The organism is Spirillospora sp. NPDC047279, from assembly GCF_040643285.1.
Classification (GTDB): Bacteria; Actinomycetota; Actinomycetes; order Streptosporangiales; family Streptosporangiaceae; genus Spirillospora.
Genome location: NZ_JBEYUA010000008.1, coordinates 395,056 through 418,172 on the forward strand (window position 1 = coordinate 395,056; position 23,117 = coordinate 418,172).

Annotated in this window: 23 protein-coding genes; 15 read left to right on the top strand and 8 right to left on the bottom strand. The window is 73.7% G+C overall.

The window, feature by feature from the left end; all coding sequences use genetic code 11:
• The first annotated feature begins 8 nt into the window (after window positions 1–8).
• From ABZ810_RS22990 to ABZ810_RS23000, 3 genes are all read left to right on the top strand, one after another.
• Window positions 9–1,091, top strand: a complete 1,083-nt coding sequence (locus ABZ810_RS22990; RefSeq protein WP_358406204.1) for an ABC transporter ATP-binding protein — start codon at window positions 9–11, stop codon at window positions 1,089–1,091.
• Window positions 1,088–1,867 (top strand): ABC transporter permease, encoded by a 780-nt coding sequence (locus ABZ810_RS22995; RefSeq protein ID WP_358406205.1) that lies wholly within the window; start codon window positions 1,088–1,090, stop codon window positions 1,865–1,867. The genes ABZ810_RS22990 and ABZ810_RS22995 overlap by 4 nt, the downstream gene beginning before the upstream one ends.
• A gap of 99 nt (window positions 1,868–1,966) precedes the next feature.
• Window positions 1,967–2,929 carry a zinc-binding dehydrogenase gene (locus ABZ810_RS23000; protein ID WP_358406208.1) on the top strand — a complete coding sequence of 321 codons (963 nt, stop codon included), beginning with the start codon at window positions 1,967–1,969 and terminating at the stop codon, window positions 2,927–2,929.
• 10 nt (window positions 2,930–2,939) lie between these two features.
• On the opposite strand, the gene ABZ810_RS23005 is transcribed toward ABZ810_RS23000, so the two are convergent.
• Window positions 2,940–4,130, bottom strand: coding sequence for an alpha/beta fold hydrolase (locus ABZ810_RS23005; protein WP_358406209.1), 1,191 nt, complete (start codon window positions 4,128–4,130; stop codon window positions 2,940–2,942).
• A 293-nt stretch (window positions 4,131–4,423) separates the two neighbouring features.
• Here ABZ810_RS23005 and ABZ810_RS23010 point away from each other — a divergent pair, with 293 nt between their 5' ends.
• The gene (locus tag ABZ810_RS23010; protein WP_358406212.1) at window positions 4,424–6,907 is read left to right on the top strand and encodes a TNT domain-containing protein; all 2,484 of its coding nucleotides are present in this window, start codon (window positions 4,424–4,426) and stop codon (window positions 6,905–6,907) included.
• Here ABZ810_RS23010 and ABZ810_RS23015 read toward each other — a convergent pair.
• The gene (locus tag ABZ810_RS23015; RefSeq protein ID WP_358406285.1) at window positions 6,894–8,405 is read right to left on the bottom strand and encodes an alpha/beta hydrolase; all 1,512 of its coding nucleotides are present in this window, start codon (window positions 8,403–8,405) and stop codon (window positions 6,894–6,896) included. The two genes, ABZ810_RS23010 and ABZ810_RS23015, sit on opposite strands and share 14 nt — an antisense overlap.
• A gap of 122 nt (window positions 8,406–8,527) precedes the next feature.
• Here ABZ810_RS23015 and ABZ810_RS23020 point away from each other — a divergent pair, with 122 nt between their 5' ends.
• Window positions 8,528–9,616 carry a Clp protease N-terminal domain-containing protein gene (locus tag ABZ810_RS23020; RefSeq protein ID WP_358406287.1) on the top strand — a complete coding sequence of 363 codons (1,089 nt, stop codon included), beginning with the start codon at window positions 8,528–8,530 and terminating at the stop codon, window positions 9,614–9,616.
• A gap of 151 nt (window positions 9,617–9,767) precedes the next feature.
• On the opposite strand, the gene ABZ810_RS23025 is transcribed toward ABZ810_RS23020, so the two are convergent.
• From ABZ810_RS23025 to ABZ810_RS23035, 3 genes are all read right to left on the bottom strand, one after another.
• The gene (locus tag ABZ810_RS23025; RefSeq protein ID WP_358406214.1) at window positions 9,768–10,355 is read right to left on the bottom strand and encodes a hypothetical protein; all 588 of its coding nucleotides are present in this window, start codon (window positions 10,353–10,355) and stop codon (window positions 9,768–9,770) included.
• A gap of 86 nt (window positions 10,356–10,441) precedes the next feature.
• On the bottom strand, window positions 10,442–11,182 hold the full coding sequence (locus ABZ810_RS23030) for a hypothetical protein (RefSeq protein ID WP_358406216.1): 741 nt from the start codon (window positions 11,180–11,182) through the stop codon (window positions 10,442–10,444).
• Complete coding sequence (locus ABZ810_RS23035; protein ID WP_358406219.1) at window positions 11,179–11,937, bottom strand: methyltransferase domain-containing protein; 759 nt, start codon at window positions 11,935–11,937, stop codon at window positions 11,179–11,181. The genes ABZ810_RS23030 and ABZ810_RS23035 overlap by 4 nt, the downstream gene beginning before the upstream one ends.
• Before the next feature lie 141 nt (window positions 11,938–12,078).
• On the opposite strand from ABZ810_RS23035, the gene ABZ810_RS23040 reads away from it, so the two are divergent.
• The 3 genes from ABZ810_RS23040 to ABZ810_RS23050 all read left to right on the top strand — a co-directional run bounded on the left by ABZ810_RS23040 (window position 12,079) and on the right by ABZ810_RS23050 (window position 14,563).
• Window positions 12,079–12,423, top strand: a complete 345-nt coding sequence (locus tag ABZ810_RS23040; RefSeq protein WP_358406221.1) for a hypothetical protein — start codon at window positions 12,079–12,081, stop codon at window positions 12,421–12,423.
• 218 nt (window positions 12,424–12,641) lie between these two features.
• Window positions 12,642–13,514 (top strand): enoyl-CoA hydratase-related protein, encoded by an 873-nt coding sequence (locus ABZ810_RS23045; protein ID WP_358406224.1) that lies wholly within the window; start codon window positions 12,642–12,644, stop codon window positions 13,512–13,514.
• 161 nt (window positions 13,515–13,675) lie between these two features.
• Window positions 13,676–14,563 carry a polysaccharide deacetylase family protein gene (locus ABZ810_RS23050; RefSeq protein ID WP_358406226.1) on the top strand — a complete coding sequence of 296 codons (888 nt, stop codon included), beginning with the start codon at window positions 13,676–13,678 and terminating at the stop codon, window positions 14,561–14,563.
• Window positions 14,564–14,581: 18 nt separating this feature from the next.
• Here the strand turns inward: ABZ810_RS23050 and ABZ810_RS23055 are convergent, their stop codons facing one another.
• Window positions 14,582–17,230 carry a YhgE/Pip domain-containing protein gene (locus ABZ810_RS23055; RefSeq protein ID WP_358406228.1) on the bottom strand — a complete coding sequence of 883 codons (2,649 nt, stop codon included), beginning with the start codon at window positions 17,228–17,230 and terminating at the stop codon, window positions 14,582–14,584.
• Window positions 17,230–17,871: an ATP-binding cassette domain-containing protein gene (locus ABZ810_RS23060; protein WP_358406231.1), complete on the bottom strand. Its 642-nt coding sequence runs from the start codon at window positions 17,869–17,871 to the stop codon at window positions 17,230–17,232. Before ABZ810_RS23060 ends, ABZ810_RS23055 begins: the two co-directional genes overlap by 1 nt.
• Window positions 17,872–18,001: 130 nt before the next feature.
• On the opposite strand from ABZ810_RS23060, the gene ABZ810_RS23065 reads away from it, so the two are divergent.
• Window positions 18,002–18,541, top strand: coding sequence for a hypothetical protein (locus tag ABZ810_RS23065; protein WP_358406233.1), 540 nt, complete (start codon window positions 18,002–18,004; stop codon window positions 18,539–18,541).
• 51 nt (window positions 18,542–18,592) lie between these two features.
• Here ABZ810_RS23065 and ABZ810_RS23070 read toward each other — a convergent pair whose 3' ends face one another.
• Complete coding sequence (locus tag ABZ810_RS23070; RefSeq protein ID WP_358406234.1) at window positions 18,593–18,862, bottom strand: hypothetical protein; 270 nt, start codon at window positions 18,860–18,862, stop codon at window positions 18,593–18,595.
• Window positions 18,863–18,975: 113 nt separating this feature from the next.
• On the opposite strand from ABZ810_RS23070, the gene fdxA reads away from it, so the two are divergent.
• From fdxA to ABZ810_RS23100, 6 genes are all read left to right on the top strand, one after another.
• On the top strand, window positions 18,976–19,302 hold the full coding sequence (gene fdxA / locus ABZ810_RS23075) for a ferredoxin (protein ID WP_131759039.1): 327 nt from the start codon (window positions 18,976–18,978) through the stop codon (window positions 19,300–19,302).
• A gap of 177 nt (window positions 19,303–19,479) precedes the next feature.
• On the top strand, window positions 19,480–20,565 hold the full coding sequence (gene dapC / locus ABZ810_RS23080) for a succinyldiaminopimelate transaminase (RefSeq protein WP_358406236.1): 1,086 nt from the start codon (window positions 19,480–19,482) through the stop codon (window positions 20,563–20,565).
• A 417-nt stretch (window positions 20,566–20,982) separates the two neighbouring features.
• Window positions 20,983–21,600: a DUF4178 domain-containing protein gene (locus ABZ810_RS23085; RefSeq protein ID WP_358406237.1), complete on the top strand. Its 618-nt coding sequence runs from the start codon at window positions 20,983–20,985 to the stop codon at window positions 21,598–21,600.
• A gap of 4 nt (window positions 21,601–21,604) precedes the next feature.
• Window positions 21,605–22,138 (top strand): DUF2617 family protein, encoded by a 534-nt coding sequence (locus tag ABZ810_RS23090; protein ID WP_358406238.1) that lies wholly within the window; start codon window positions 21,605–21,607, stop codon window positions 22,136–22,138.
• On the top strand, window positions 22,135–22,662 hold the full coding sequence (locus ABZ810_RS23095; RefSeq protein WP_358406240.1) for a DUF4247 domain-containing protein: 528 nt from the start codon (window positions 22,135–22,137) through the stop codon (window positions 22,660–22,662). The genes ABZ810_RS23090 and ABZ810_RS23095 overlap by 4 nt, the downstream gene beginning before the upstream one ends.
• Before the next feature lie 10 nt (window positions 22,663–22,672).
• Window positions 22,673–23,098 (top strand): DUF350 domain-containing protein, encoded by a 426-nt coding sequence (locus ABZ810_RS23100; protein ID WP_358406243.1) that lies wholly within the window; start codon window positions 22,673–22,675, stop codon window positions 23,096–23,098.
• Window positions 23,099–23,117 lie beyond the last annotated feature (19 nt).

Here is a 23,117-nt window from a genome sequence, read left to right on the forward strand (position 1 = left end):
GCTTCGTTGTGATCACAATTGAGGGACTCTCCAAACGGTTCGGGGCCGTGCAGGCCGTGGACGGGATGTCGTTCACCGCGCAGCCGGGCTCGGTCACCGGGTTCCTCGGGCCGAACGGAGCGGGCAAGACGACCACCCTGCGCATGCTGCTCGGGCTCGTCCGGCCGACCGCCGGCCGGGCGCTGATCAACGGGAAGGCGTTCGCCGACCTGGACCGGCCCGCGGTGGAGGTCGGCGCCGCGCTGGAGGCGACCGGGTTCCATCCGGGACGCACCGCGCGCGACCATCTGCGCGTCACCTGCACCGCCGCCGGGCTGCCGAAGGAACGGGTGGACGCCGTCCTCGAGTGGACCGGCCTCGCCGACGCCGCGGACCGCCGGGTCCTCGGGTACTCGCTCGGCATGCGGCAGCGGCTGGCGCTCGCCGCGGCCGTGCTGGGCGAGCCGCGGGTGCTCATCCTGGACGAGCCCGCCAACGGCCTGGACCCGGCGGGCATCCACTGGCTCCGCGCGATGTTGCGGCACCTCGCCGAGACCGGCTGCACGGTGCTGATCTCGAGCCACGTCCTGTCCGAGGTGGAGCAGACCGCCGACCACGTGGTCATCGTGGCGCGCGGCAAGGTCGTGCGGGACGCGCCGCTGGCCGAGCTCGTCGGCGACAGGAACGAGTTCAGGGTCGGTGTGGAGAGCGCGGACGAGCACGCGGTCCGGCTGGCCACCGCGCTGGAGAACGCGGGCGGCGAGGTGCGCCGCGAGGACGACCGGCTCTTCGTCACGGGCGTCGACGGCGCCACGATCGGGCGCGCCGCCCTCGACGCGCGAGCCGTCCTGACCGAGCTCACCCCGGAGCGGTCCGGGCTGGAGAAGATCTTCCTCGACCTCACCATGGCCGAGCTGAGCGCGCCGCCGCCCGGGCAGGGGCCGATGCCCCCACCCGCCGAGGCGTCCACCCCCGCCGAGGCGTCCGCGCCCGCCGGGACGCCCGCGGAGACTCCCGCGACGGCTGAGACTCCCGCGACGGCAGAGGCTCGCGCGACGGCAGAGGCTCCCGCGACGGCGGAGGCGCCGGCCCAGGACGGAGGCAAGGAATGATCCGGCTGATCAACGCCGAGCTGCTGAAGATCCGGTCCACCCGGATGTGGATCGGCATGCTCGCGCTCAGCGTCGGGTTCGCCCTGCTGGGGCTGGTCTTCCTGATCGCGCTCGCGGGCGCCGACCTCGGCGGCGAGCAGGGCATCCCGCCGGTGACCGACCCCGAGACGGTGAAGGCCTTCTACGCCAACGCCAGCGGCGGCGTGATGTTCATGATGATCCTCGGCATCCTGGGGATCACCGCCGAGTACCGGCACCAGACCATCACCCAGGCCTTCCTGGTCACCCCGCGCCGGGGCGCGGTGCTGGCCGCGAAGCTGATCTCTTACTTCGTGTTCGGCCTGGCGTTCGGCCTGGCCACCGTGCTCGTCACGGTCGCGGTCGCCTGGCCCGCGCTGGCGATCAAGGGCGGCTCGACGTCCCTGATCGACAACGACGTGCCGGTGATCCTCGGCGGCACGGTGCTGGCGATGGGGTTGTACGCGCTCGTCGGCCTCGGGCTCGGCGCGCTGATCCGCAACCAGATCGCGGCGATCATCGTGGCGGTCGGCTGGGTGCAGCTCGTCGAGGCCATTCTCACGTTCGCCGTCCCGGAGGTCGGGCAGTGGCTGCCCGCCGGGGCCGTGCGCGCGATCACCAGCACCACCGGCGGCTTCGGCGGGCCCGGCGATCTCGACACGCTGCCCGCCTGGGGCGGCGTGCTGGTGCTCCTGGGGTACGGGCTCGCGTTCGCCGCCGTCGCCACGTTCACCACGACCCGCCGCGACATCACCTGACCCGCACGCCCGCACGCCCGCACGCACGCACGCTTGACCTCAACACGGCTTGAGGTTGCAGGCTCGATCACGCGAACGTCGATGACGAGGAGCGTTGAGATGCGGGCTGTGTGGCTGAAGGAGTTCGGCGGACCCGAGGTGCTGGTGGAGGGCGACGCGCCCGACCCGGTCCCGGGGCCCGGCCAGGTCGTGGTGGACGTGGCGCACGCCAACATCACCTTCGTGGAGACGCAGTACCGCCGGGGGCTGCCCGGCCCGTTCAAGGCCCGGCCGCCGGTGATCCCCGGCAACGGCGTCGGCGGCACCGTGTCCGAGGTCGGCGAGGGCGCCGATCCGGCGCTGGTCGGCACGCGGGTGGTCAGCGGCCTGCGCGGCGAGGGCGGGTACGCGCAGAAGGCGCTGGTGGACGCGGCCACGCTCATCCCGGTGCCCGGCGGCCTCGCCCTCGACGACGCGGTGGCGCTGCTCGCCGACGGCCGTACGGCGATGATGATGCTGGAGGCGGCCGCGCCCGAGCCGGGTGAGACCGTCCTGATCGAGGCGGCCGCGGGCGGTGTCGGCACCCTGCTCGTCCAGCTGTCCAAGGCCGCCGGCCTGACCGTCGTCGCGGCGGCGGGCGGCGAGCGCAAGACCGCCCTGGCCATCGAGCTGGGCGCGGACGTCGCGGTCGACTACACCCTGCCGGACTGGACCGCCCGAGTGCGGGACGCCGTCGGCCGGGTCGACATCGTCATGGACGCCGTCGGCGGCGACATCGGCCGCGCCGCGTTCGACCTGCTCGGCGAGGGCGGCAGGACCGTCCCGTTCGGCCTGGCCAGCGGCGAGTGGGCGGGTATCGACCCGGAGGCCGCCGCCGCGCGCGGTGCCACGATCGTGCAGCCCGCGTTCCCGCCGGAGCGGCTGCGCGGCTTCGCGGTGCGCGCGCTGGAGGAGGCCGCCGCCGGACGGCTGCGCCCGGTGATCGGCCAGCGTTTCCCGCTCGGCCGCGCCGCCGACGCCCACCACGCGATCGAGACGCGCGCCACCGTCGGCAAGACCCTCCTCGACGTCGCCCCGGCCTGACCGGCTCCGCCTAGCGGAGGGCGGTCCTGGCGAGGAACGTGGTGAGGGCCCGCTCGTAGGCGGCCGGGTCGACGTTCCAGGAGTCGGTGTGGCCGCCGTCGGTCGGAACGTGGGTGACCAGGCCGGGCGGGGCCTTGGCGGCGAACGCGAGGGACGCGCGGTTGTCGACCGTGGCGTCGTGGGCCGTGGTGTACATCAGCACCGGGGTCCTGAGGTCCGGCGCGAAGCGGCGCTGGTCGAACGCGGCGAGGTCGATGCCGATGCGCAGCCGCAGGACCTGCTTGGCGACCCCGGTCACGAAGCGCGGAAGGCCTCGTTCGTCGCCCTGCTTGTCGAGCGTGGCGCCCCAGTCCATGACGGGCGAGTCGAGGACGACGCCGCGGACGAACGCGGGGTCGGCGGCCCTGCGCAGCGCCGTCATGGCCATCGCGCCGCCCATCGACCAGCCGTGCAGGACGACGCCGGTCGCGCCGCGCGAGCGGGCGTAGGCGATGGCGGCGGCGACGTCGTTCCACTCGGTGTCGCCCAGGTGGTTCTTGCCGTCGGGGGAGGCGGGCGCGCCCTTGTCATTGCGGTAGGCGATGGAGAGCACGGGCAGGCCGAGGCGGTGCGCCGCCGGGATGGCGCGCAGCGTCTCGACCCTGTCGGAGTTGCGGCCGTGGACGCCGATCACCCAGGTGGACGAGCGGCCGGGAACGTACCACGCGGGCATCGGGCCGAGCTTGGACGGATAGGTGACGTTCTGGAACTCCAACCCGTGCGCGATCTTCGGGTCGCCGTCGTGGATCCACGAGTCGACGGCCACCTTCTCGCCCTTGGCGAGGTCGCCCCGCAGGACCCGGTCGATCCCGCGGACGACCGTGCCGGACGTGGTGCTCACGACCGGGCCGAGCACGGCGCGGCCGCCCTCCCAGGTCAGCGCCCAGGTGCCCGCGGCTCTGGTGGTCGGGTCCAGGGGGAGCGTGACCGTCTTCGGGGTGGTGTCCAGGACGGTCAGCGGGTACTCGGACGAGTGGTCGACCTCCGTCGCCACGCCGGCGAAGTACCAGCCGATGCCCCCGACCGCGGCGGCGAGGAGGACGGCGAGCGCCACCAGCGTCGCGACGAGCGCGCGCACGCGGCGGCGCCGGCGGCGGGGACGGCCGGGAGGCCCCGGCGGGTTCACGGGGCCTGCGGTGGGCGCGGCGGCATCACTGGACACGACGCCACACGGTATTCCAGGTCGCCCGTTCCCTCGTACTCAGGCGGGTGAAGGGCCCGGCGGCCGCCGTATCGGGCGTCGACGGCGGCCGCCGGAATCCGGGGGTCGGCGTCCTGTGCCGCCCGGCCCTCCTCACGGTCCCGCCCCGGCCCGGTCGCGGGCCTCCCGCCGGCGGGTGATCATGGTCACCCGCGCGGGGGAACGGCGGACGGCACCGATGACGGGCCCTCACCGGCGCGGATGCCGATACCCTGCCGAACGCGACCATTCGGAATCGCGAAGGGGACGAGTCTGTGTCGGGGCGGAACGAGCGCATCGAGGCGCTTGAAGATCAGGTCATCCGGTGCGCGGGTCGGCTGGCGCCGCCCGGCTGGAAACAGGTCGACCTCCGTTGCGCCGCCTCCGTCGCGGCCACGCAGATCGAGCTGACCGTCCTGCTGGCGAACGGCAGCGCGTCGGAGATCGAGCAGGCGCCGCCCGAGCTGACCGAACTGCTCGCCGAGCTGCGCCGCGCCCACTACCTGTCCGAGCGCGGCACCTGGTTCTCGCTGCGCTTCCTGATCGCGCCCGAGCAGGTGCAGCGGCTCTACAACTTCGACCACGACCCCGAGTGGAACCCGCCGCTCGACCAGGACTCCTGGCGCCGCGACCAGATCGTGCTGCCGCGCGACAACGACTACACCCCCGCCTGGCTGCGCGCGCGGCTCGAAGGACGCGAACCGGAGTACGGGCCGGACCTGAACGCGCCGCCGCTCAACCCGGTCGAGCAGATGGAACTGCTCTCCAACGACATCACCCTCGCCCTCGCCGGCCACGCGCCGCCGCTCTGGCGCATGATCCAGGGCTACTACCAGGCGGTCGGGGACAACGTGCAGTTCCCGCCGATGCTCGTCCACAGGTCCGACGGCCGGATGGCCTTCCCGCCGCCGCCCGCCGGCGCCGGGGTGCTGTTCGACCGGCTGCGCGCCGGGATGTACGGCTTCCAGGGCAGCACGTGGTCGCGCGTCGACTTCCAGGTGCTCTACGAGGACGGCCAGGTGACCTGCCAGTCCAAGTACACCTGGGACGAGGAGCCCGAGTTCCGCCCCGAGGCCACGGCCGAGCACGTCCGGCAGGAGCTGGAACGATTCCCCCGCGACGACGTCCCCGAGTGGATGACCCGCCTCCAGAACGCCGCCCCGGCGCCCGGCCCCGCGTCCGCGCCCGCCGCTGCTGGAGGCGGGCTGCGCGAGGCGAGGTTGTTCGACGACATGGGCCCCGACCGCGACCGGCCGTCGGTGTCCCGCCCGGCCGTCCCCGCCGATGAGGTCGAGCGGGTCGTGGAGTACCTGCGGAAGGCCCCGGTCGTGCTGGCCGCCCGCTCCTACGCCCCGGACATGATCGACCCGTCGCGGGGCAACCGCGTGCCGATGACGTTCCACACCGACGGAAGCTGGGTGTGGTCCGGCGGCGCCGCCTACTACCTGCGCGAACACGGCATCCCGCCCGAGGCCGACCTCGTCGCGCACATCCGCGCCCAGGGCTTCCAGGTCCCGCCCGTGGACGACGCCACCCGCACCGCCGCCACCGACCTCATCACTTCCCCCTCACCCGCAGTGCCCCCGCCCGCCCAGGCCGCGTCACCCCAGCCGCCCCCGGCTGCCACCCCGCCCCCGCCCCCACCCTCGTTCCCGCCTGCCCCAGGATCGTCGCCTCCACCACCTCCACCTGCCCCGGCCGCGCCTCCGCAGGCGCCGCCACCGCCCGCCGCCGGGCCTCCGCCACCCCCGTTCCCGCCTGCCCCGGGAACCTCTCCGTCGCCCCCGCCTGCTCCTGCCGTGTCTCCGCAGGCGCCACCCCCGGCCGCCGCGGCCCCGCCGCCTGCCCCGGCCGCGTCGTCGTCTCCTCCGCCCGCCGCGCCTGCCCCGGCCGCGTTTCCGCAGGCGCCGCCACCGCCCGGCGCGCCTCCTCCTGCCGCCGTGCCGCCTCGTCCGGCCGCCGCGCCTTCGCCCGCTCCCGTCGCGTCGTCGCAGCCGCCTCCGCCCGCTGCGGCTCCCGCGGCCACGGTGTTCGAGCCGGGCGCGGCCGTTCAGCAGCACTCCCAGCAGCCCGCGCCGCCGTCCGCGGCCACCGTCTTCGAGCCGCTGGCCGATCCCGCGCTCTCGGTGCCGCCGCCCCCGGCTCCGCCGCCGGGCCCAGCGCCCGCGCCCCCGCAACGCCAGGCGGCGCCCGCCGAGGTGCTGCGCACCCTGGAGCGGCGGCTCGGCGAGCTGGGCGTCGCCCCGGCCGCCTACCGGCTCCAGGAGGCCGCCGAGGGCTGCTGGTGCATGGTGTACGAGGACGACCGCTGGCTGGTCTTCCGCCTCGCCTACGGCGTCCGGCATAAGGAGTCCGCGTTCGACGCCATCGACCAGGCGGCCGCGTACCTGCTCGGCTCGCTCCTGTTCGTCCCGGCCGCCGCCGAGGAGCCGCAGCCGATCGAGCCGTTCGACGGCGAGCCGCCGCTGAGCCTGTTCCGCAACCGGCAGGAGATCGAGCTCGCGGCGGGCACGGTCGTGGACCGCTACGGCGCCCCGACCGGGAACGTCACGTACGCGGTGCGCACCCCGTTCCCCGAACGTTCGCTGCCGCCCGAATGGGAGCGGGACCCGCACCACTCCTACCGGCTCCAGCGGCCGTGCCGCGTGCTCACCGGCATCGCGGTGCCGTGGTTCGGCCAGCCGGGCGGCGGGACCGCCTACATCTTCGCGCGGCCGATCATCGACCTGCTGAACGACGGCACGCTCACCAGCGCCTAGCCTCGTCCGGCACGTTCCGGAGGCGCAGCGCGCCGAAGTCCGGCGGCACCGCCGGGCACTCCGCGCCCGCCGCCGGCATGGTCCCGTTCAGCAGGTAGGCGTCGATCGCCTTCCGCGCGCAGCCGCTCAGCCCGTACGCGCCGTGCCCGGCGCCCCGGTAGGTGAGCAGCGCCGAGCCGGGCACGCTCCGCTGCACGCCGACGGCCCACGGGTGGACGGTCGCCGGATCGCCCGTCCCGCCCACGACCAGCAGGGGCGTCCTGATCCGGTACGGCCGCTGCGGGTCCGCGGCGGCCTTCGGACGGCCGAGGCAGGCGGTGATCGCCTCGTGGCCCAGCGGGTTGAACCGGACGTGCGGGGCGGCCCGGCGGGTGGCCTTCATGACCGCCGTCAGCTCCGCGTGGTCGCGGACGGGGAAGCTCCAGTCCTGGCACAGGATCCCGGCGAACAGCCCGTCCGGCCCGGGGGCCGCGGCGGCCTTGCCCTTCACGGCGCGGTTCTTCTGCCGGGCCAGCTCCCTGAGTTCCTCACCGAGCTGCGCCCACGAGATCGGGTCGTACATCGAGGTGCGCACCATCTGTGCCAGCCCCGGCACGCCGAGCCGCACGCGAGGCTCGCCGATCTCGTGCAGCCGCCCCTTCCGCGCCCGCGCCATCAGGCCGTCCAGGACGTCGACCGCGTCCCTGCCCCGCAGCGCGCAGTGCCGGGACGTCCTGCACCACGCGGCGAACTGCGCGTACCCGGCCTCCAGCCCCCGCGCCTCGTCCACGGAGAACGCCTGCGCGCCCCGCACACCGTGGTCCATGGCACCGTCGAGGACCATCGCCCTGACCCGCCCGGGGAAGAGCTCCGCGTACCGCTGCCCGATCCACGTCCCGTACGAGCGCGCGAAGACCGAGACCTGCCGGACGCCCAGCGCGGCCCGGATCATGTCCATGTCCCGGGCGACGCCGCCCGCCCCCAGGAAGTCGTAGAGCGGCCCGGTCTTCTTCCGGCAGGCCTTGTAGAGCTTCGCCTGGTAGGCCTTCAGCTTCCGGAACTCGCGCTCGTTCCGGGGGAATCTCCGCGCCGGTTTCCCGGTCTTCCCGCACCGCACCGCGTGGCTGGCCCCGACGCCGCGCGGGTCGAACCCGACGATGTCGTACCGTTCCCTGACCTGCCGGGACAGCCCGGCCCGGTCCAGGGCGAAGTCCACGCCCGACCCGCCGGGCCCGCCCGGATTCACCAGCAGGACGCCGAGCCGCTTCTTCGTGGCCTTCACGCGCGTCACGGCGATGCCGATCCGGCCGCGTCCGGGCCGGTCCCAGTCGATCGGGACGCTCAGGCGGCCGCACCGCGCCGTCCGGTCCTCGGCGCACCGCTTCCAGGTGATCTTCGGTGCCGCGGCGGCGCGCGCCGGCACCTGCCCCCTCGCCCGTCCCTGCGCCTGCGCGGGCGAGACGCCCGGCACGGTCAGAGCGGCGCACACGAACAGGACTCCGGCGGAACGGACGACCATGCGGGTCACGGAGGGGGACTCCCTGAGTCGGCGGGCGGGGACAAGCGCCAGATCCTCCAGCGTCCAGATCACGGCCAGGTCAAACGTGTCCCCGGCCGCCATAGGCCAGGCCCTTGCCCGGCGTGGTCCGGGTCCCCGAACGTGATGGGGTGCTGGAGGCGCTGAACGCGACCAAGGTGTGCCTGAACGACGCGTTCCTGTACGGGTGGCGCCGCGGGCACGACCGGATCGGCACCGCGCACCTCCTCCTCGCGCTGGCGGCCCAGGGCGACCCCGTCGGCAACCGGATCCTCGTCGAGGCGGGCGTGACCTACGCCGCTCTGGACGATCTGCTCTCCCGGGAGGCGTGGCGGAAGGCGAACGCGGAGCCTCCGGACGCGGACGGCTCGCTGCGCGGCCTGCCCTCGGCCTACGCGACGCGGCGGCCGTCGCGGCCCGCACGGCGGCGCGAGGGACGCCGCCCCGGCCCGCCCGGCCTGCCGCGGCCCCGGTGGACGACCACCCTGCGCGCCGCGACGGGCGGCGGCGTCGGCAGGGGCCACAATCGCGCCGCCCAGCTCCTGGCCCTGCTGGGAGACCACGACACCGCCGCCCGCGCCGCCGTCGCGGATCTGGGCGTACGGCCGGATCGCCTGCGCGAGCGCATCGCCGACGCGCACGGCCCGCGGGGGCCGCGCAGGTTCGGCGACCTCGACGGGGAGATGCGTTCGGCCGGGTACGTGCTGGCCCGGACGATGCGCTGCGAGCCGTACGACCGTCCCGGCCTGGCTCGGGACTGGGCCTGGCGGGACGGGCTCGCCATGACCACCCTCGCCCGTGTGGCCGGCCGGGAACCGCACCACGTCCTCGCCGGGATCCTCACGGTCTACGAGGAGCTGAGAGCGGACGCCGCGCAGTTCGGCGCAGGCTGGGAGGCGTGCTTCCCGGCCGCGCGCCCGCTCGTCGAGAGCGAGATGACCTCCATGGTCGCCGGGCCGCCGCGTCGTCCCCTCCTGGACGTGAACCTGCTCACCCGGCTCGCCCGGCAGGGCCGCCGGACGGCCGCCGTGATCCTGGAGGGTGAACCGCCCCGCGAGGGCCGCTTCACGGTCGAGCTGGTGCTGATCGGTGCCCTGGCCCAGGAGAGCCCGGCCCTCGACGCCCTCCTGGACCGGTTCGGCCTGGACCGCCACCGGGTGACCATCGAGGTCGCCCAAGCCCTGTCCGCATGAGCCCTGACCTGATGAGCCCTGACCTGATGAGCCCTGACCTGATGAGCCCCGACCAGGCGAGCGTCGGCAGGGTGAGCGCCGACCAGGCGAACGTCGGCAGGGTGAGCGTCGGCCGGGTGAGCCCCGACCAGGTGAGCGCGGGCCGGGTTGTTCAGCAGCGGGGCGCGCGGGGCTCGGTGAGCTTGACGACCTTCCAGGTGCCGCCGGTGAGCCGGAGCGTCGCGCGGAGGAGGTGGCGCCGAGGTCGTGCCGGACGGCCCACGCGGGCGCCGGTACGGGCCCTGAACGTCTCCGGGCCGGACGTGGTGACGCAGTCGGCGACCTGGGCCGCGGGCGGGCGCAGGGCGGTGACCCGGGGGTGCGGGTCGGCGTGAGCGCGCTGGATGAGCCCCGCTCGGCGATGGGCCCGCACGATGCCGTTGAGGCGCCGCGCCTCGGCTCCCGCAGCCACCTCGGAGACGCGCGCCGGGTCGTTGGTCCGCAACGTGTACGCGACGACCTGGTGGTAGCGCCGATAGGCGGAGAGGACCGTCCCGGCGGCAGGCACGGCGGTGGCGCCCGCAGGCGTACCGGCGCGCGGGCCGGGCGCCGCACCGGGTCGTGCGTGGCCGCCGGGCCGCATCGGCGTGTACGTGCCGCTGGGACGCAGCGTGCCGTCCGCTCCGGCGGGAACGGCGCAGCCGCTCGGCATGAGCACGAACGCCGGGAGCACGAACGGCAGGAGCGACGCACCCCTCACAACACCCTCCTCGCTCCGGACCGCCAGCACGCTAGCGAGATCGGGGCGATACGGAGGGTGACTCGGGGATTCCTCCGCTTTCGGGGTCAGGCGCGGCCTATGTGGGCCACCAGGTCGAGGGCCAGGAGCATGTCCAGGTGGATGACCGTCTCCAGCTTGGCGCCGGGCGGCACCTCGGGGTCGGCGGCGAGGCGGTCCAGGACGGCCAGCGCCGCCGGGCTGTCCAGGTCGTCGGCGAGCGCGGCCTCGGCCTCCGCCATGTACGCGCGGTCGATCGGGCGCCCGGGGGAGCCGGCCCACTCGGCCATCGCCGCCCGCCACCGGGACAGGTCGTCCACGGCCCGCCCGGTGTCAAGACCGGTCGCCGGATCCCGGTGACGCAGCCGCAGCACCGCCAGCCGAAACGCGACCGGATCCCCGGACGCATCCGAGCCGGCGGAGGTCTCGGAGGCGTCAGAGTGGCCAAGGTCGCCCGCCACGCCAGAGTCCCCGACCGCACCGACCGCACCGACCGCACCGGGTGCGCTGGGCGTGCTGAAGGTGCCGGGTGGTTCGGGGACGTGGAGGTGGTGGCCGGGGGAGCCGGAAATCTGGACGGCGTCCGCGGGCGGGTCGGCGACGTCGAAGTCGGGCACGTTGAACGGCGCCGCCGGGACCGAGACGCCCGCCGAACGGCTGACCCGGACGGGACGCCGGGTCACGCGTTCGGCGACGCGCCGCAGCAGGTCGGCGGTGACGAGGGCCCGCACGGCGCCGTCGGCGACGTGGACGCGCAGGCCGGGGCGGACGTCGGAGTACTCACCTGTGCGCTGGTCGTACAGCCTCATAGGGAGTTGCTATCAGCCTTGCGCACGGCGGCGAAGCGCAGGCGCACATAATCGGCCACCCAGCCGGATTCGCGGCGCAGTGCCGGGGCGGCGAGGTCGTTGATGCGGCCCAGGAGCGGCTCGATGAGCTCGGGCGGCACGTCGGCGAGGGCGTTCGCGGCGTAGATCCGCACCCAGTCGGCGGCGCCGTTGGGTCCCTCGGTCATCCGGGTCGGCCGGTCGGCGTACTCCAGCAGGCGCACGGTGAAGCCCGCGTCCTCGAGCCGGTTGGTGTACTCGCCGGGGCTCGGGAAGTACCAGGGCAGCTCGGGTTCGCCGAGGCCGAAGACACGCCACGCCGTCTGCATCGCGGCGATCAGCTCGGCGCAGTTGCCGGCGCCGCCCATCTCGGCGACGAAGCGGCCGCCGGGCCGCAACGCCGCGTGCACGCTGGAGATCACCGCGTCCGGGTCGCGGGTCATCCAGTGCAGCGCCGCGTTGGAGGCGACCGCGTCGAACGACTCGCTGGTGGTGAAGTCGTGGGCGTCCCCCACGGCGAACGACAGCCCCGGGTGGAGCTTGGCCGCCTGGGAGACCATGTCGACGGAGCCGTCGATGCCGAGCACCTCGGCGCCGCGCTCGGCGATCTCGGCGGCGAACGTTCCGGTGCCGCAACCGAGGTCGATGACCCGTTCCCCCGGCTGGGGGTCGAGCAGGTCGACGAGCGGGGCGCCGTGCGCGGACACATACCCGAAGGCGGAGTCGTAGGTCGTCACGGCCCAATTCACTGTCGTAATTTATCCGACAAACTGCCAGTGCGGACTCGCGTTGCCGATGCAGGCCGCGCGCCGGTGATGTGGATCACCCAGGTCATCCCGGTGACCGGGGCGGGCGCGGGCGCGGCGTAGGGTCGTCTCATGGGCGAGCGAGATGAGGTCCGGATCGCGGGCATCGAGCGTGACGACGGCCTGATGCTGCGCACGCACGGCCTGGCGGCGGGCGGCCTGCCGGAGATCCGCGTCGTGGCGTTGCCGCCCTATCTCGGCCAGGGCTGGGCCCAGGTCATGGGCGCCCTGGCGCAGTGCCTGGCGTCCGGCGGCGCGACCGTTCCGGACCAGGTGGAGATCGCCCCCGGCGTCGCCGTCCAGCTCAAGGTCGAGAACGGCGAGCTCGTGCCGATGCCGCCGCACGGCTTTCAGGGCTCCCTGGACGACTGGCGCCGCGACGTCCTCTCGCGCATGTTCCCCTCCGCCACCACCTGATCTCCGCGATCAGACCGGTATCGCCTGATCGCTCCGCCTGATCGCTCCGCCTGGCCGTGCCGCCTGGCCGTGCCGCCTTGGCGTGCCGCCTGGCCGTGCCGGCTGAGCTGGACGGCCGGCTGCGATCCGACCCCGGCGCCGCGCCGGGCGGCCGCCGTTTCCTAGAATGCGGTTCTACATGGCAGGTCTACATGGCAGGCGCGACGATTGGGGCCGCAGTGTCGTACACCGAGATCGAGTACGGGGTTCAGGACGGGGTCGCCACGCTCACCCTGAACCGGCCGCACCGGATGAACGCGTACACCTACGTGATGCGCAACGAGATGCTCGACGCGTTCGACAAGATCGACGCGGACGACGACGTGCGCGTGGTCGTGGTGACCGGGGCGGGAAAGGCGTTCTGCGCGGGCGCCGACCTCGGGGGCGGCGGCGACACCTTCAACAAGGAGAAGTCGCACGACATGTTCGCCGGGGCGGACGACGTCTTCGAGGACGGCACGCCCCGTGACGGCGGCGGCACGGTCGCGCTGCGCGTCGCGCGCTGCCTCAAGCCGGTGATCGGCGCGTTCAACGGCGCGGCGGTCGGCGTCGGCGTCACCATGACGCTGCCCATGGACGTGCGGCTGGCCAGCGAGAAGGCCAAGTTCGGCTTCGTGTTCGCGCGGCGCGGAATCGTGACCGAGGCGGCGTCGAGCTGGTTCCTGCCGCGCCTGGTCGGGATCGCGCAGGCCATGGAGTGGGCCGCGACCGGCCGGGTGTTCGACGCGCAGGAGGCGCTGGCCGGGCGGCTGGTGTCGCGGGTGTACGCGCCCGACGAGCTGCTCCCGGCGGCCTACGAGCTGGCCCGGGAGATCGCCGACAACACCTCGGCGGTGTCGGTCGCGGCGATCCGGCGCCTCATGTGGTCGGGCCTGTCGGCGCCGTCCCCGTGGGCCGCGCACGAGGCCGACTCGCGCCTGATGGCGGCGATGGGCGGCGCCCCCGACGCCGGCGAGGGCGTGACCTCGTTCCTGGAGAAGCGGCCGGCGAAGTTCCCGATGCGGGTGACCGCCGACCTGCCCGCCGAGGTGCCCGACTGGCCGGTGCGCTGACACCCGCACTGAGACCGCGAGGACGGGCGTGTACACGCCCGACCTTGCGGTTTCTTGTTGTTCCTTTCACTCCCGCATGCCTGGAAGTCGTGTGACGGAGGGTATTTAGGCCGCACGGGTCCACTTGTTCGGGGGTACGTGTGCGAAGCAGGGATAACGGGGTGCGTGGCGGGCTTTCCGCCGTTCTCGCCCTGGCGGGGGTGGCGCTCGGCGTGTCCGCCTGTGGCCAGCAGACGACGGGCCGGCCGGCGCAGGCGGCCAGGCAGCAGGCCGCGCTGGACAGGGCGACGGTCTCGCCGACCCCCGCGCCCCCGCCGGTCGACTGCATGCGCACCAAGTGCGTGGCGCTGACCTTCGACGACGGGCCCGGCGAGTACACCGGCGAGTTGCTGGACGACCTCAGGGACGCCGGGGCGCCCGCCACGTTCTTCATGCTCGGCCAGAACGTGGAGGGGAACGAGGCGGTGGTGAGGCGGATGGTCGAGGAGGGCCACGAGGTCGCCAACCACAGCTGGTCGCATCCGCAGCTGACCGGGTTGTCGTCCAGCGCCGTGCGTTCGCAGGTGCAACGCACCAACAAGGCGATCGAGGCGGCGTCGGGCGTCAGGCCCGCCATGTTCCGGCCGCCGTACGGGGCGACCGACCGCCGGGTGGGCCGTGCCGTCGGGATGCCGCAGATCATGTGGAGCGTCGACTCGCTCGACTGGCAGCACCACAGCGTGAGCAAGAACGTGCGCGTCGGCACCCGAGAGCCCAGGACCGGCGGCATCGTGCTCTACCACGACATCCACGAGGCGAGCGTGGACGCGATCCCGCGGGTGTTGTCGGGGCTGGAGCGCCGCGGGTTCACGTTCGTGACCGTGTCGCAGCTGTTCCGCGGGCAGAAGCTCAAGTCCGGCCACCAGTACCTGGAGGCGGAACGGCCCAAGCCCAAGCCGAAGCCCAAGACCGCCACGCCGAGCCCGTCCGGCCCGTCGGGTGACCCGTCCGGGGCACCGGACGGCACGCCCTCAGACGCGTCCTCAGGCGCGTCCCCGGACATGCCGTGACGGGCGGGACGGCCCGGGTCACAACTCCAGGTCCGGTTTGAGCCGCGCCATCGACCAGCGTCGCCGTGTTCGCACGACCAGGACGAGCAGCGCCAGCGCCACCACCAGGAAGGCGGCGAGGACGCCGGCGTCCCGCCACACGTGCGACGACTGGCCACCGGAGATCGTCGCCCGCAACGGCGCCACCAGGTAGGTCATCGGGATCACGTCGTGGACGGCGCGGAACGGCTGAGGCAACGTCTCCACCGGGTAGAGCCCGCCGCACGACACCAGCTGCAGGATCAGCAGGGCGAGCGCGAGGGCGTCGCCGACCGCGCCGAGCGCCAGCCGCAGGACGTGCACGATCGCGCTGAACGACGCGACGCCGAGGGACATCAGCCCGACCGTCGCGCCCGAGTTCACCGGGTCCAGTCCCAGCCCGAACGTGAGGACGGCGAAGAGCACGACGGCGGCGAGGACGCCCATGAAGAGCACCGGCAGCCAGGCGGCGAACGCCACCGTGGCCGCGCCCGCCCCGCTCGCCAGGGCCCGCCCTGACACCGGCCGGAGCAGCAGGAACGCCACGATCCCGAAGACCCACATGGCGATCGAGATGAAGAACGGCGCGAGGCCGCGGCCGTACTTTCCGGCGGGGTGGGCGTTGGACTTGGTGACGTCCACCGGCTGGGCGAGCGTCCGCGCGTAGGACTCCCGGTCGTCGGGGTCGATGACGGGGATCTGGTCCTCCGCCGACTTCAGCCCGGAGGCCAGCTCGCTCGCGCCCGCCTCCAGCTCGGTGTTGCCCTGGTCGAGCTCCCGCGCTCCGGCGAGCAGCTTGCCGCTGCCCTCGTTCAGCTCGTTCGCGCCGTCGAGCAGCTTGCCCTCGCCCCGGTCGAGCGCGACCGCTCCGGTCAGCGCGGAGCCGATGCCCTTGTCCAAGGCGACCATGCCGGTCGCGGCCCGGGTCGTGCCCTTGTCGAGCGCCACCGTCCCGGTCAGCGCCGTGCCGATGCCCTTGTCGAGCGTGGACATGCCGGTGGCGGCGGCCGCGATGCCCGTGTCGAGCCGTGCCGCGCCCGCCAGTGCGCTGCCCACGCCCTGGTCGACGGTGCGCGCGCCGGCGGCGACCTCGGCGCCGCCCCGGTCGAGGGTCGTCAGCCCGGTGGCGGCCTCGTCCAGCTCGCGCTGGAGGGCGGGCACGTTCCTCTTGAACGTGCGCGCGTCGCCCGCGACCTCCTGGGTGACCGCGTTGATCCGGGCGGCCCTCTTCGCGATCTCCTGGGCCCGTTCGGTGATCTCGTCGGCGAGCTTGAGGATCGCCTCCCAGACGGGGTCGTTCCTCAGCTCGGGGTGCTCGTTCTCCAGGCGGTGCAGGCGGCTCACGAGGGTGGCGTCGATCGTCGCGGCGGCCTTCGCCACGGTGGCGTATCCGGGTTCGCGCTTGATCTGCGGGAACTCGGCGGCCAGCGCCTCCAGGCGGCTCGCGATGGTGCCGTCCAGGGTCGTGACGGCCTTGCGCAGGTCGGCGAAGCGCGGGCTGCGGGCGATCTCGGGGTACTTCCGGACGATGCCGTGCAGCCAGTCGTCGACCTCCTTGGCGGTCGCCGCGACGCGGGCCGCGAGCGCGGCGCCCAGGGACGTCAGGTCGGCGGCGTCGCCCGACAACGTCACGGCCGTGTCGGCGAGGCCGGGCAGCGCGGCCGACAGGTCCTCGGCGATCGGCACCGCCTCGCTGGTGAGCCGGTGGATGCCCTGCGACAGCTGTGCGGCGCCGGGGGCCAGCTCGGCGGTCCCGGTCTTGAGCCTGCCCAGGCCGTCCACCAGCTGCCCTGAACCCGTCTCGGCGCTGCCGAGGCCGGTGGCCAGCTCCGAGCTTCCCGCCTTGAGCCTGCCGAGCCCGGTGACGAGCTCGCCGGTGCCCTCCTCGGCCGCGACGAGGCCGGTGGCGAGGGCGGCGCTGCCGGTCTTGGCCGAGCGGAGCCCGGTCGCCAGCTCGCCGGTGCCGTCCTTGGCGGAGGCGAGACCGGTGGCCAGCTCGGCGGTGCCCTCCCGTGCGGTGCCCAGCCCGGAGACGAGCCGCCCGCTGCCGTCCTTGGCCTTCACCAGCCCGGTGTCGAGCTCCTCCGCGCCGTCGGCGGCGTCGGAGATGCCGTCGTGCAGCTCGGTCAGCTTGCCGAACGCCGCCTCGAAGTAGGCGGCGACCGCCGCGGCCGAGATCTGGCGCTGGAGCTCGGACTGCACGGTCTCGGCCATGATCCCGACCAGGAAGTTGTTGGCGTCGTCCAGCCGGATGCTCGTCGCGGCCTTCCGGGGCGTGCCGTTCGCGCCGCTGGCCAGCTTGGCGCTGAAGTCGGCCGGGACGGTGATCACGGCGTAGTAGCGGCCGTCCTCGAGCCCGTCCGCCGCCTCGCCGCCGTCGGTGAACCGCCACCCGAGCAGGGGGTCCTTCTCGAGCTCGGTGACGAAGTCGGCGCCCGCGTCGATCGTCCTGCCCTCGACGCGCACCGGCCGGTCGTCGTTCACCACCGCCACCGGGACCTGGTCGAGCCTGCCGTACGGGTCCCAGTTGGACCACAGGTAGATGCCGCCGTACAGCAGCGGCACGATCAGCAGGAACGCCAGCCCCGCGCGCTGCAGGGGCCGGCGGAACCGCAACAGCTCGAACGCCGCGAGCCTGAGCGCGCGCATCATTTCCCTCCCAGCGGGACGAGGACGTCGGCGAACCCGTCGGCGGGGGAGGGTTCGGTGACCGCCGCGAGGACGGTCACCCCGGTGCCGGCGGCGCGGCGGACCGCGTCCCACAGGTCGTGCTGCTCGGCGCCGTCCGCGCCGTCGTCGAGGTCGTCGAGCACCAGGACGTCGGGCTCCTCCATCAGGGCGAGGGCGAGCGCCAGCCGGGTCGCGTCCGACGGCCGCAGGTCGCCGACGAGGGCCTTCGCCGGAAGCTCGGCGCCGATCGCCTCGCAGGCCCGGCCGAACGCGTCGCGCGGCGTCCGGCCGAGGATGAGCCGCCGTTCCCGGACGTGATCGCGTACGCGGAGCTCGGGTTCCAGCTCGGCGGCGCCGGTGGCCCGCGCGACCGCCGCCTTCGCCCGTACCTTGGCCGCGGCGCCGGGGAGGGCCATGCCGCAGACGGTCAGGCTGCCGGTGGAGGGCTTCATCCGTCCCGCCACGGTGAGCAGCAGCGACGTGCGGCCGCTGCCGCCGGGCCCGGCGACGGCGACGACGGCGCCGCGCCCGGCGCTCAGCGTGACGCCGGAGTAGATCCATCCGCGGCGTGTGCGCACCCCGAGGTCCCGCGCCGCCACCACGGCCTCCGCTGCTTCCATAACGACCCCCCAGGACACCTTGTGGAGCCGTGTCCGGGTGACGACGATGGGGCGTGCGGCGGCATCTCAGTCATCGCCAAGGCTTTGCCTGGCGTTGCCTCAAGTCGATCTTCAGCTGGGCGGGGTGGGAATGAGCCTGAGCGCCGAGGGCCCGGTGCTGCGGCTGCGGCCGGAGCGCCGTTCCGCCCTGGTCACCGTGCCCGTCCTGCTCGCCGGTCCGGCGCTGCTGGTGGTCGGGGCGGCCCAGCCGTCCTCCACCGCGCTGCTGGTCGGGCTCGGCCTCACTGGCTACACGCTCCGCGATCTGGTGATCATGGCGTGGGGGTTCACCGAGGGCTGGCCGGACTGCCTGCGCAACCGGCTCGCCGAGGGACGCACCGAGGTCGCCTGGGAGACCGTCGAACGGCTGGTGATCATGCACGGCCTGTTCGGGCGGCACGTCCGGATGGAGGCGCGGAACGCCGACCGGGTCAGCCTGGCCGCCCCGCGCACCGGGCTGATCACGCGCAGCCCGGACTTCGACGCCGAGCTGCTGGCGCTGCGCGCCATGCCGGGCGGCAACCGGGGACCGCTCCACGTCCAGACGGCGGCCTCGGCGCCGCTGATCGCCGTCCAAGTGCTGCTTCTGCTCGGCTTCGTCGGCGCCGTTCTCATCGCCGTCCTCACCTGAACGGCCGGCCCCGGCTGATCCGCCGAACCCAACTGAACAGTGGCCCCGAGGTCAGGAGTCGTCGTCGGGCTCGCGGCGCGGGCGGCGGCGGGGCGGGGGAGCGGGCGGCACGACCTTGCCCGCCACCACGATCGCCTCCGGGACTTCGACCAGCTCACCGGTGCGCCGGCGGATCTGGAGCGTTCCGCCGGACCAGGATTCGAGGACGCCGACCACGTCGCTGTACTCTCCGGTAGGCAGACGGCGACGCAGCGAGACCCGCTGGCCGACGTCTGCGGCGGTAACGGACACGACCAGCCGCGCGGTGAACCGGCCAGACATGTGAGGACCCCCGTGTCGAATCGACTGAGCCGTGGTGGCAATACTATTCACAGCGAGCTTGCGGTGAGCCGTGGCCAACGGCGGGGCCGGGAAATCCGAGAGGAGTCACGAACGTGACCTACGTCATTGCGCAGCCCTGTGTGGACCTGCTCGACAAGGCATGCATTGAAGAGTGCCCGGTCGACTGCATCTACGAGGGCAAGCGCCAGCTCTACATCCACCCGGATGAGTGCGTCGACTGCGGTGCGTGCGAGCCGGTCTGCCCGGTAGAGGCGATCTACTACGAGGACGACGTCCCCGAGCAGTGGAAGGACTTCTACAAGGTCAACGTGGAGTTCTTCGACGACCTGGGGTCGCCTGGCGGCGCCTCCAAGGTGGGCAAGATCGACAAGGACCACCCGATCGTCGCGGCGCTGCCCCCGCAGTCGCAGGACGACTGACCGCGGACTGACCGCGGACTGATCGCACGACGGACCTTCCCGGGTCGACCCGACGTCCCGCCGGCTAGGGACCGAGGAACAGTTGCGTAACCTCAAGGCCGTGACCCCGTACACCCGGGGTCGCGGCCTTGCGGGCGTCTCAGGGGCCGGGCGACGGCCCCGGTGAGAGGAGCAGGTTTGTTCACGCTGCCGGACTTCCCGTGGGATCGGCTGGAGCCGTACAAGGAACTGGCCGGCCGCCACCCCGGCGGCGTCGTCGACCTGTCCGTCGGCACACCGGTGGACCCCACCCCCGAGCCGATCCGCGCCGCGCTGGCCGCGGCGGCCGACGCCCCCGGCTACCCGATGACCTACGGCCTGCCCGAGCTGCGCGAGTCGGTCGCGGGCTGGCTGCGGCGCCGGCTCGGCGTGACCGGGGCCGACCCGGCCGCGGTGCTGCCGGTGATCGGCACCAAGGAGCTGGTCGCCTGGCTGCCCACGCTGCTCGGCGCGGGCCCCGGCGACCAGGTCGTGTTCCCCGAGCTCGCCTACCCGACGTACGACGTGGGCGCCCGGCTCGCCGGGGCCGAGTCCGTCGCGTCCGACGGCCTGCTCTCGCTCGGCCCGGCGGCGCCGAAGATCGTCTGGGTGAACTCGCCGTCCAACCCGACCGGCAAGGTGCTGCCCGCCGAGCACCTGCGCAAGGTGGTCGCCTGGGCGCGCGAGCGCGGCTCGATCGTCGTCAGCGACGAGTGCTACCTGGAGTTCGGCTGGGAGGACGACGCCCGGCCGGTCTCGATCCTGCACCCCGACGTCTGCGAGGGCTCGCACGACGGGCTGCTGGCGGTCAACTCGCTGTCCAAGCGCTCCAACCTGGCCGGCTACCGCGCCGGGATCGTCACCGGCGACCTCGCCCTGGTCAAACGGCTGCTGGAGGTCCGCAAGCACGCGGGGATGATCGTGCCCAGGCCGGTCCAGGCCGCGATGATCGTCGCGTTCGACGACGACGCCCACGTCGACGAGCAGCGCGAACGGTACGCGCGCCGGCGGGCCGTGCTGCGCGCCGCGTTCGAGGGCCACGGTTTCCGGATCGACCACTCCCAGGCGTCCCTCTACCTGTGGGCGACGCGCGGCGAGTCCTGCTGGGACACCGTCTCCTACCTGGCCGAACGCGGCATCCTCGGCGGCCCCGGAGAGTTCTACGGCGCCGCGGGGGAACGGCACGTGCGCATCGCCTTCACCGCCACCGACGAGCGCGTCGCCGAAGCCGCGGCCCGCCTCTGACAGCCCCTGACCCCGCCGTGGACTGTGCCTGAGCGTGCGGCGGCCCGCCTCTGAACGCGCCGCGGACTGCGGGCTGTGCCTGAGTGTGCGGCGGCCCGCGTTTGAGCGTGCTGCGGACTGTGCCTGAGTGTGCGGCGGCCCGCGTTTGAGCGAGCTGCGGACTGTGCCTGTGCGTGCTGCGGACCGTGCGTGCTGCGGACCGTGCGTGCTGCGGACTGTGCTTGAGGGCGCTGCGGACCGTGTTCGACCCCGCTGCGGACCGGATTCGAGGGTGCCCGAAGGCGGTGCGGGGCAGGGTTTTGATCACGATTGTGGGTGCGTTCGGAACGCAGAGTTGAAGATCCACATGTCGTAAAGCGTCAGATGTCGGTAGGATCCGCTGGTCCGTGGCGATTCTGAGGCATTCGTGGAGGTGGCATGAGCGGGGCGGTCGTTCCGATCCTGCTGGCCCTCATTTTGATCGCGCTCGTCGTGATCATTGTTGTGCTGGTGCGCCGGCGCTCGTCCGGCGGAGCCTCCGCGCCCGAGGCCGGGCCCGCCACCCCGCGCGACCCGTTCGCCGCCGCTGACGAGGTCGGCGGCGACCCGCGGACGATCAAGGCCGGCGACATGATCGAGTACCTCGGCGTGCGCTACTTCGTGCGCGGCTCGCTGCGCATGCGCGAGGGCGGCTTCACCTGGAGCGAGCACCTCCTGGACGGCGACACCGTCGACGTGAAGGTCTGGATCTCGGTCGAGGAGGACCCCGACCTCGAGGTCGTGTGGTGGACCGAGCACGAGATCGGCGACCTGACGCCCGACAGGAAGACGCTGAGCCTCGACGGCGTCGACTACCGGCGCGACGAGCACGGCACCGCCGACTACGGCAGCGAGGGCACCACCGGCGTCGGCGACGGCGGCCGGGTCGAGTACGTCGACTACGAGGGCCCGGGCGGCCGCTACCTGTCGTTCGAACGGTACGGCGGCGGCTCGTGGGAGCTCGGCACAGGTGAGCGGGTGCCCACCGGAACCCTGACCATCTACCCGGGCAGCTGATCGTTTGCTGGCCACCCTCCGTACCCCGTACACCGACACGCGCGCCGACGAGCTGTCGTTCGCGTTCGGCCTCCCGGCGCTCGACGCGCTGGCGGTGCTGTCCGCCGAGAGCGGCGGGCTGGCCGTGGAGCTGCGCCTGCTCGGCGCGTCCCACCAGGTGATCGCCGGGCCGGTGAGCGAGACGGTGGCGTGCCTGCCCGGACGGCCTGGACCGCTCCCGGGAGTGGTGAACGAGACGTCGGCCGGCTGGTCGTACCACTTCGGCGCGACCACCGTGACGCACGAGGGCGACGACGCCTTCGGCGCGGCGGTGGACGAGCTGTGCGCCCGGCTCGCCGACCGGGAGGACGCCCTGACCGGGACCTTCCCGGGCTCCCCGTACGCAGTGACCGCGCTCGCCCTCGAACCCGTCGCCGCGGAGCCGGGGGACGGCCCCGTGCGGGCGGCCCGGCAGGGGCTGGGCTGGCGCACCTGGCACGCCTATCCGCAGACCCGGGAGATCGTCATGACGCGAAGCCGGCTGGTGAGCGAACCGTGAACAAGAAGTGGCTGATCGGCGGCATCGTCGTCGCGGTGATCGGCGCCATCGTCCTGGTGGCCGTCCTCGTCAAGGGCGACGGCGAGCCGGACGGCTGGATCGCCAAGAAGTACCGCAAGCTCAGCCTCGACACCTACTCCGCGTCGAAGGCGCCCCAGCAGGTCGCCGAAGAGATCGCCAAGAAGTTCAAGCCGATCGACCGGGTCAACGCGCTCGGGCTGGCCGCGGGCACGAGCGTTCCCGCCGTGCCGATGACCTCCGCCGGCGGCGGCGTTCCCGCCGCCGCTCCGATCGCGGTGGCGGGCGCGGCGCAGCAGGGCGGGATCTTCCTGCAGTACCCGAAGACGGTCGTCGGGGTGCTCCCCGACGGCGCGGGCAGCCGCATCACGGTCGACGGACCGGACCGCGGCTACCGGCGCTACAACTCCTACGTCGGCAGCCACTGGACGAGTCCCGGCAGTGGTGGCTGGAATCGCAACGGAACGGCTTCCTTCCGCGGCGGCGGACCCGGATCAGGCAAGTGAGGAGCTTCGGATGAACGACGTCCTGGAGGGAGCCGGGGCCACGCTGGCGTACGGCGCGCTCGGCATCGCCCTGATGGCCCTGGGCTACCTGGTCGTGGAGGTGACCACGCCGGGCCGCCTCGGGCACCAGATCTGGACCGAGGGCAACCGCGGCGCGGCGCTGCTGCTGTCGGCCAAGCTGCTCGGCGTCGGCGCGATCGTCACCACCGCGATCGTGACCAGCGACGACGACCTCGGCCAGGGGCTGATCGACACGACCGTGTTCGGCCTGCTCGGCATCGTGCTGATGGTCGTCGCGTTCTACCTGCTCGACCTCAGCACGCCCGGCAAGCTGGGCGCGACGCTGGTCGAGGGCGGCGTGATCCACCCGGCCGGCTGGGTGGTCGCCGCCGCCGACATCGCGGTGGCCTCGATCGTCGCGGGCGCCGTTTCCTGACCGACCCCGTTGCGGGACC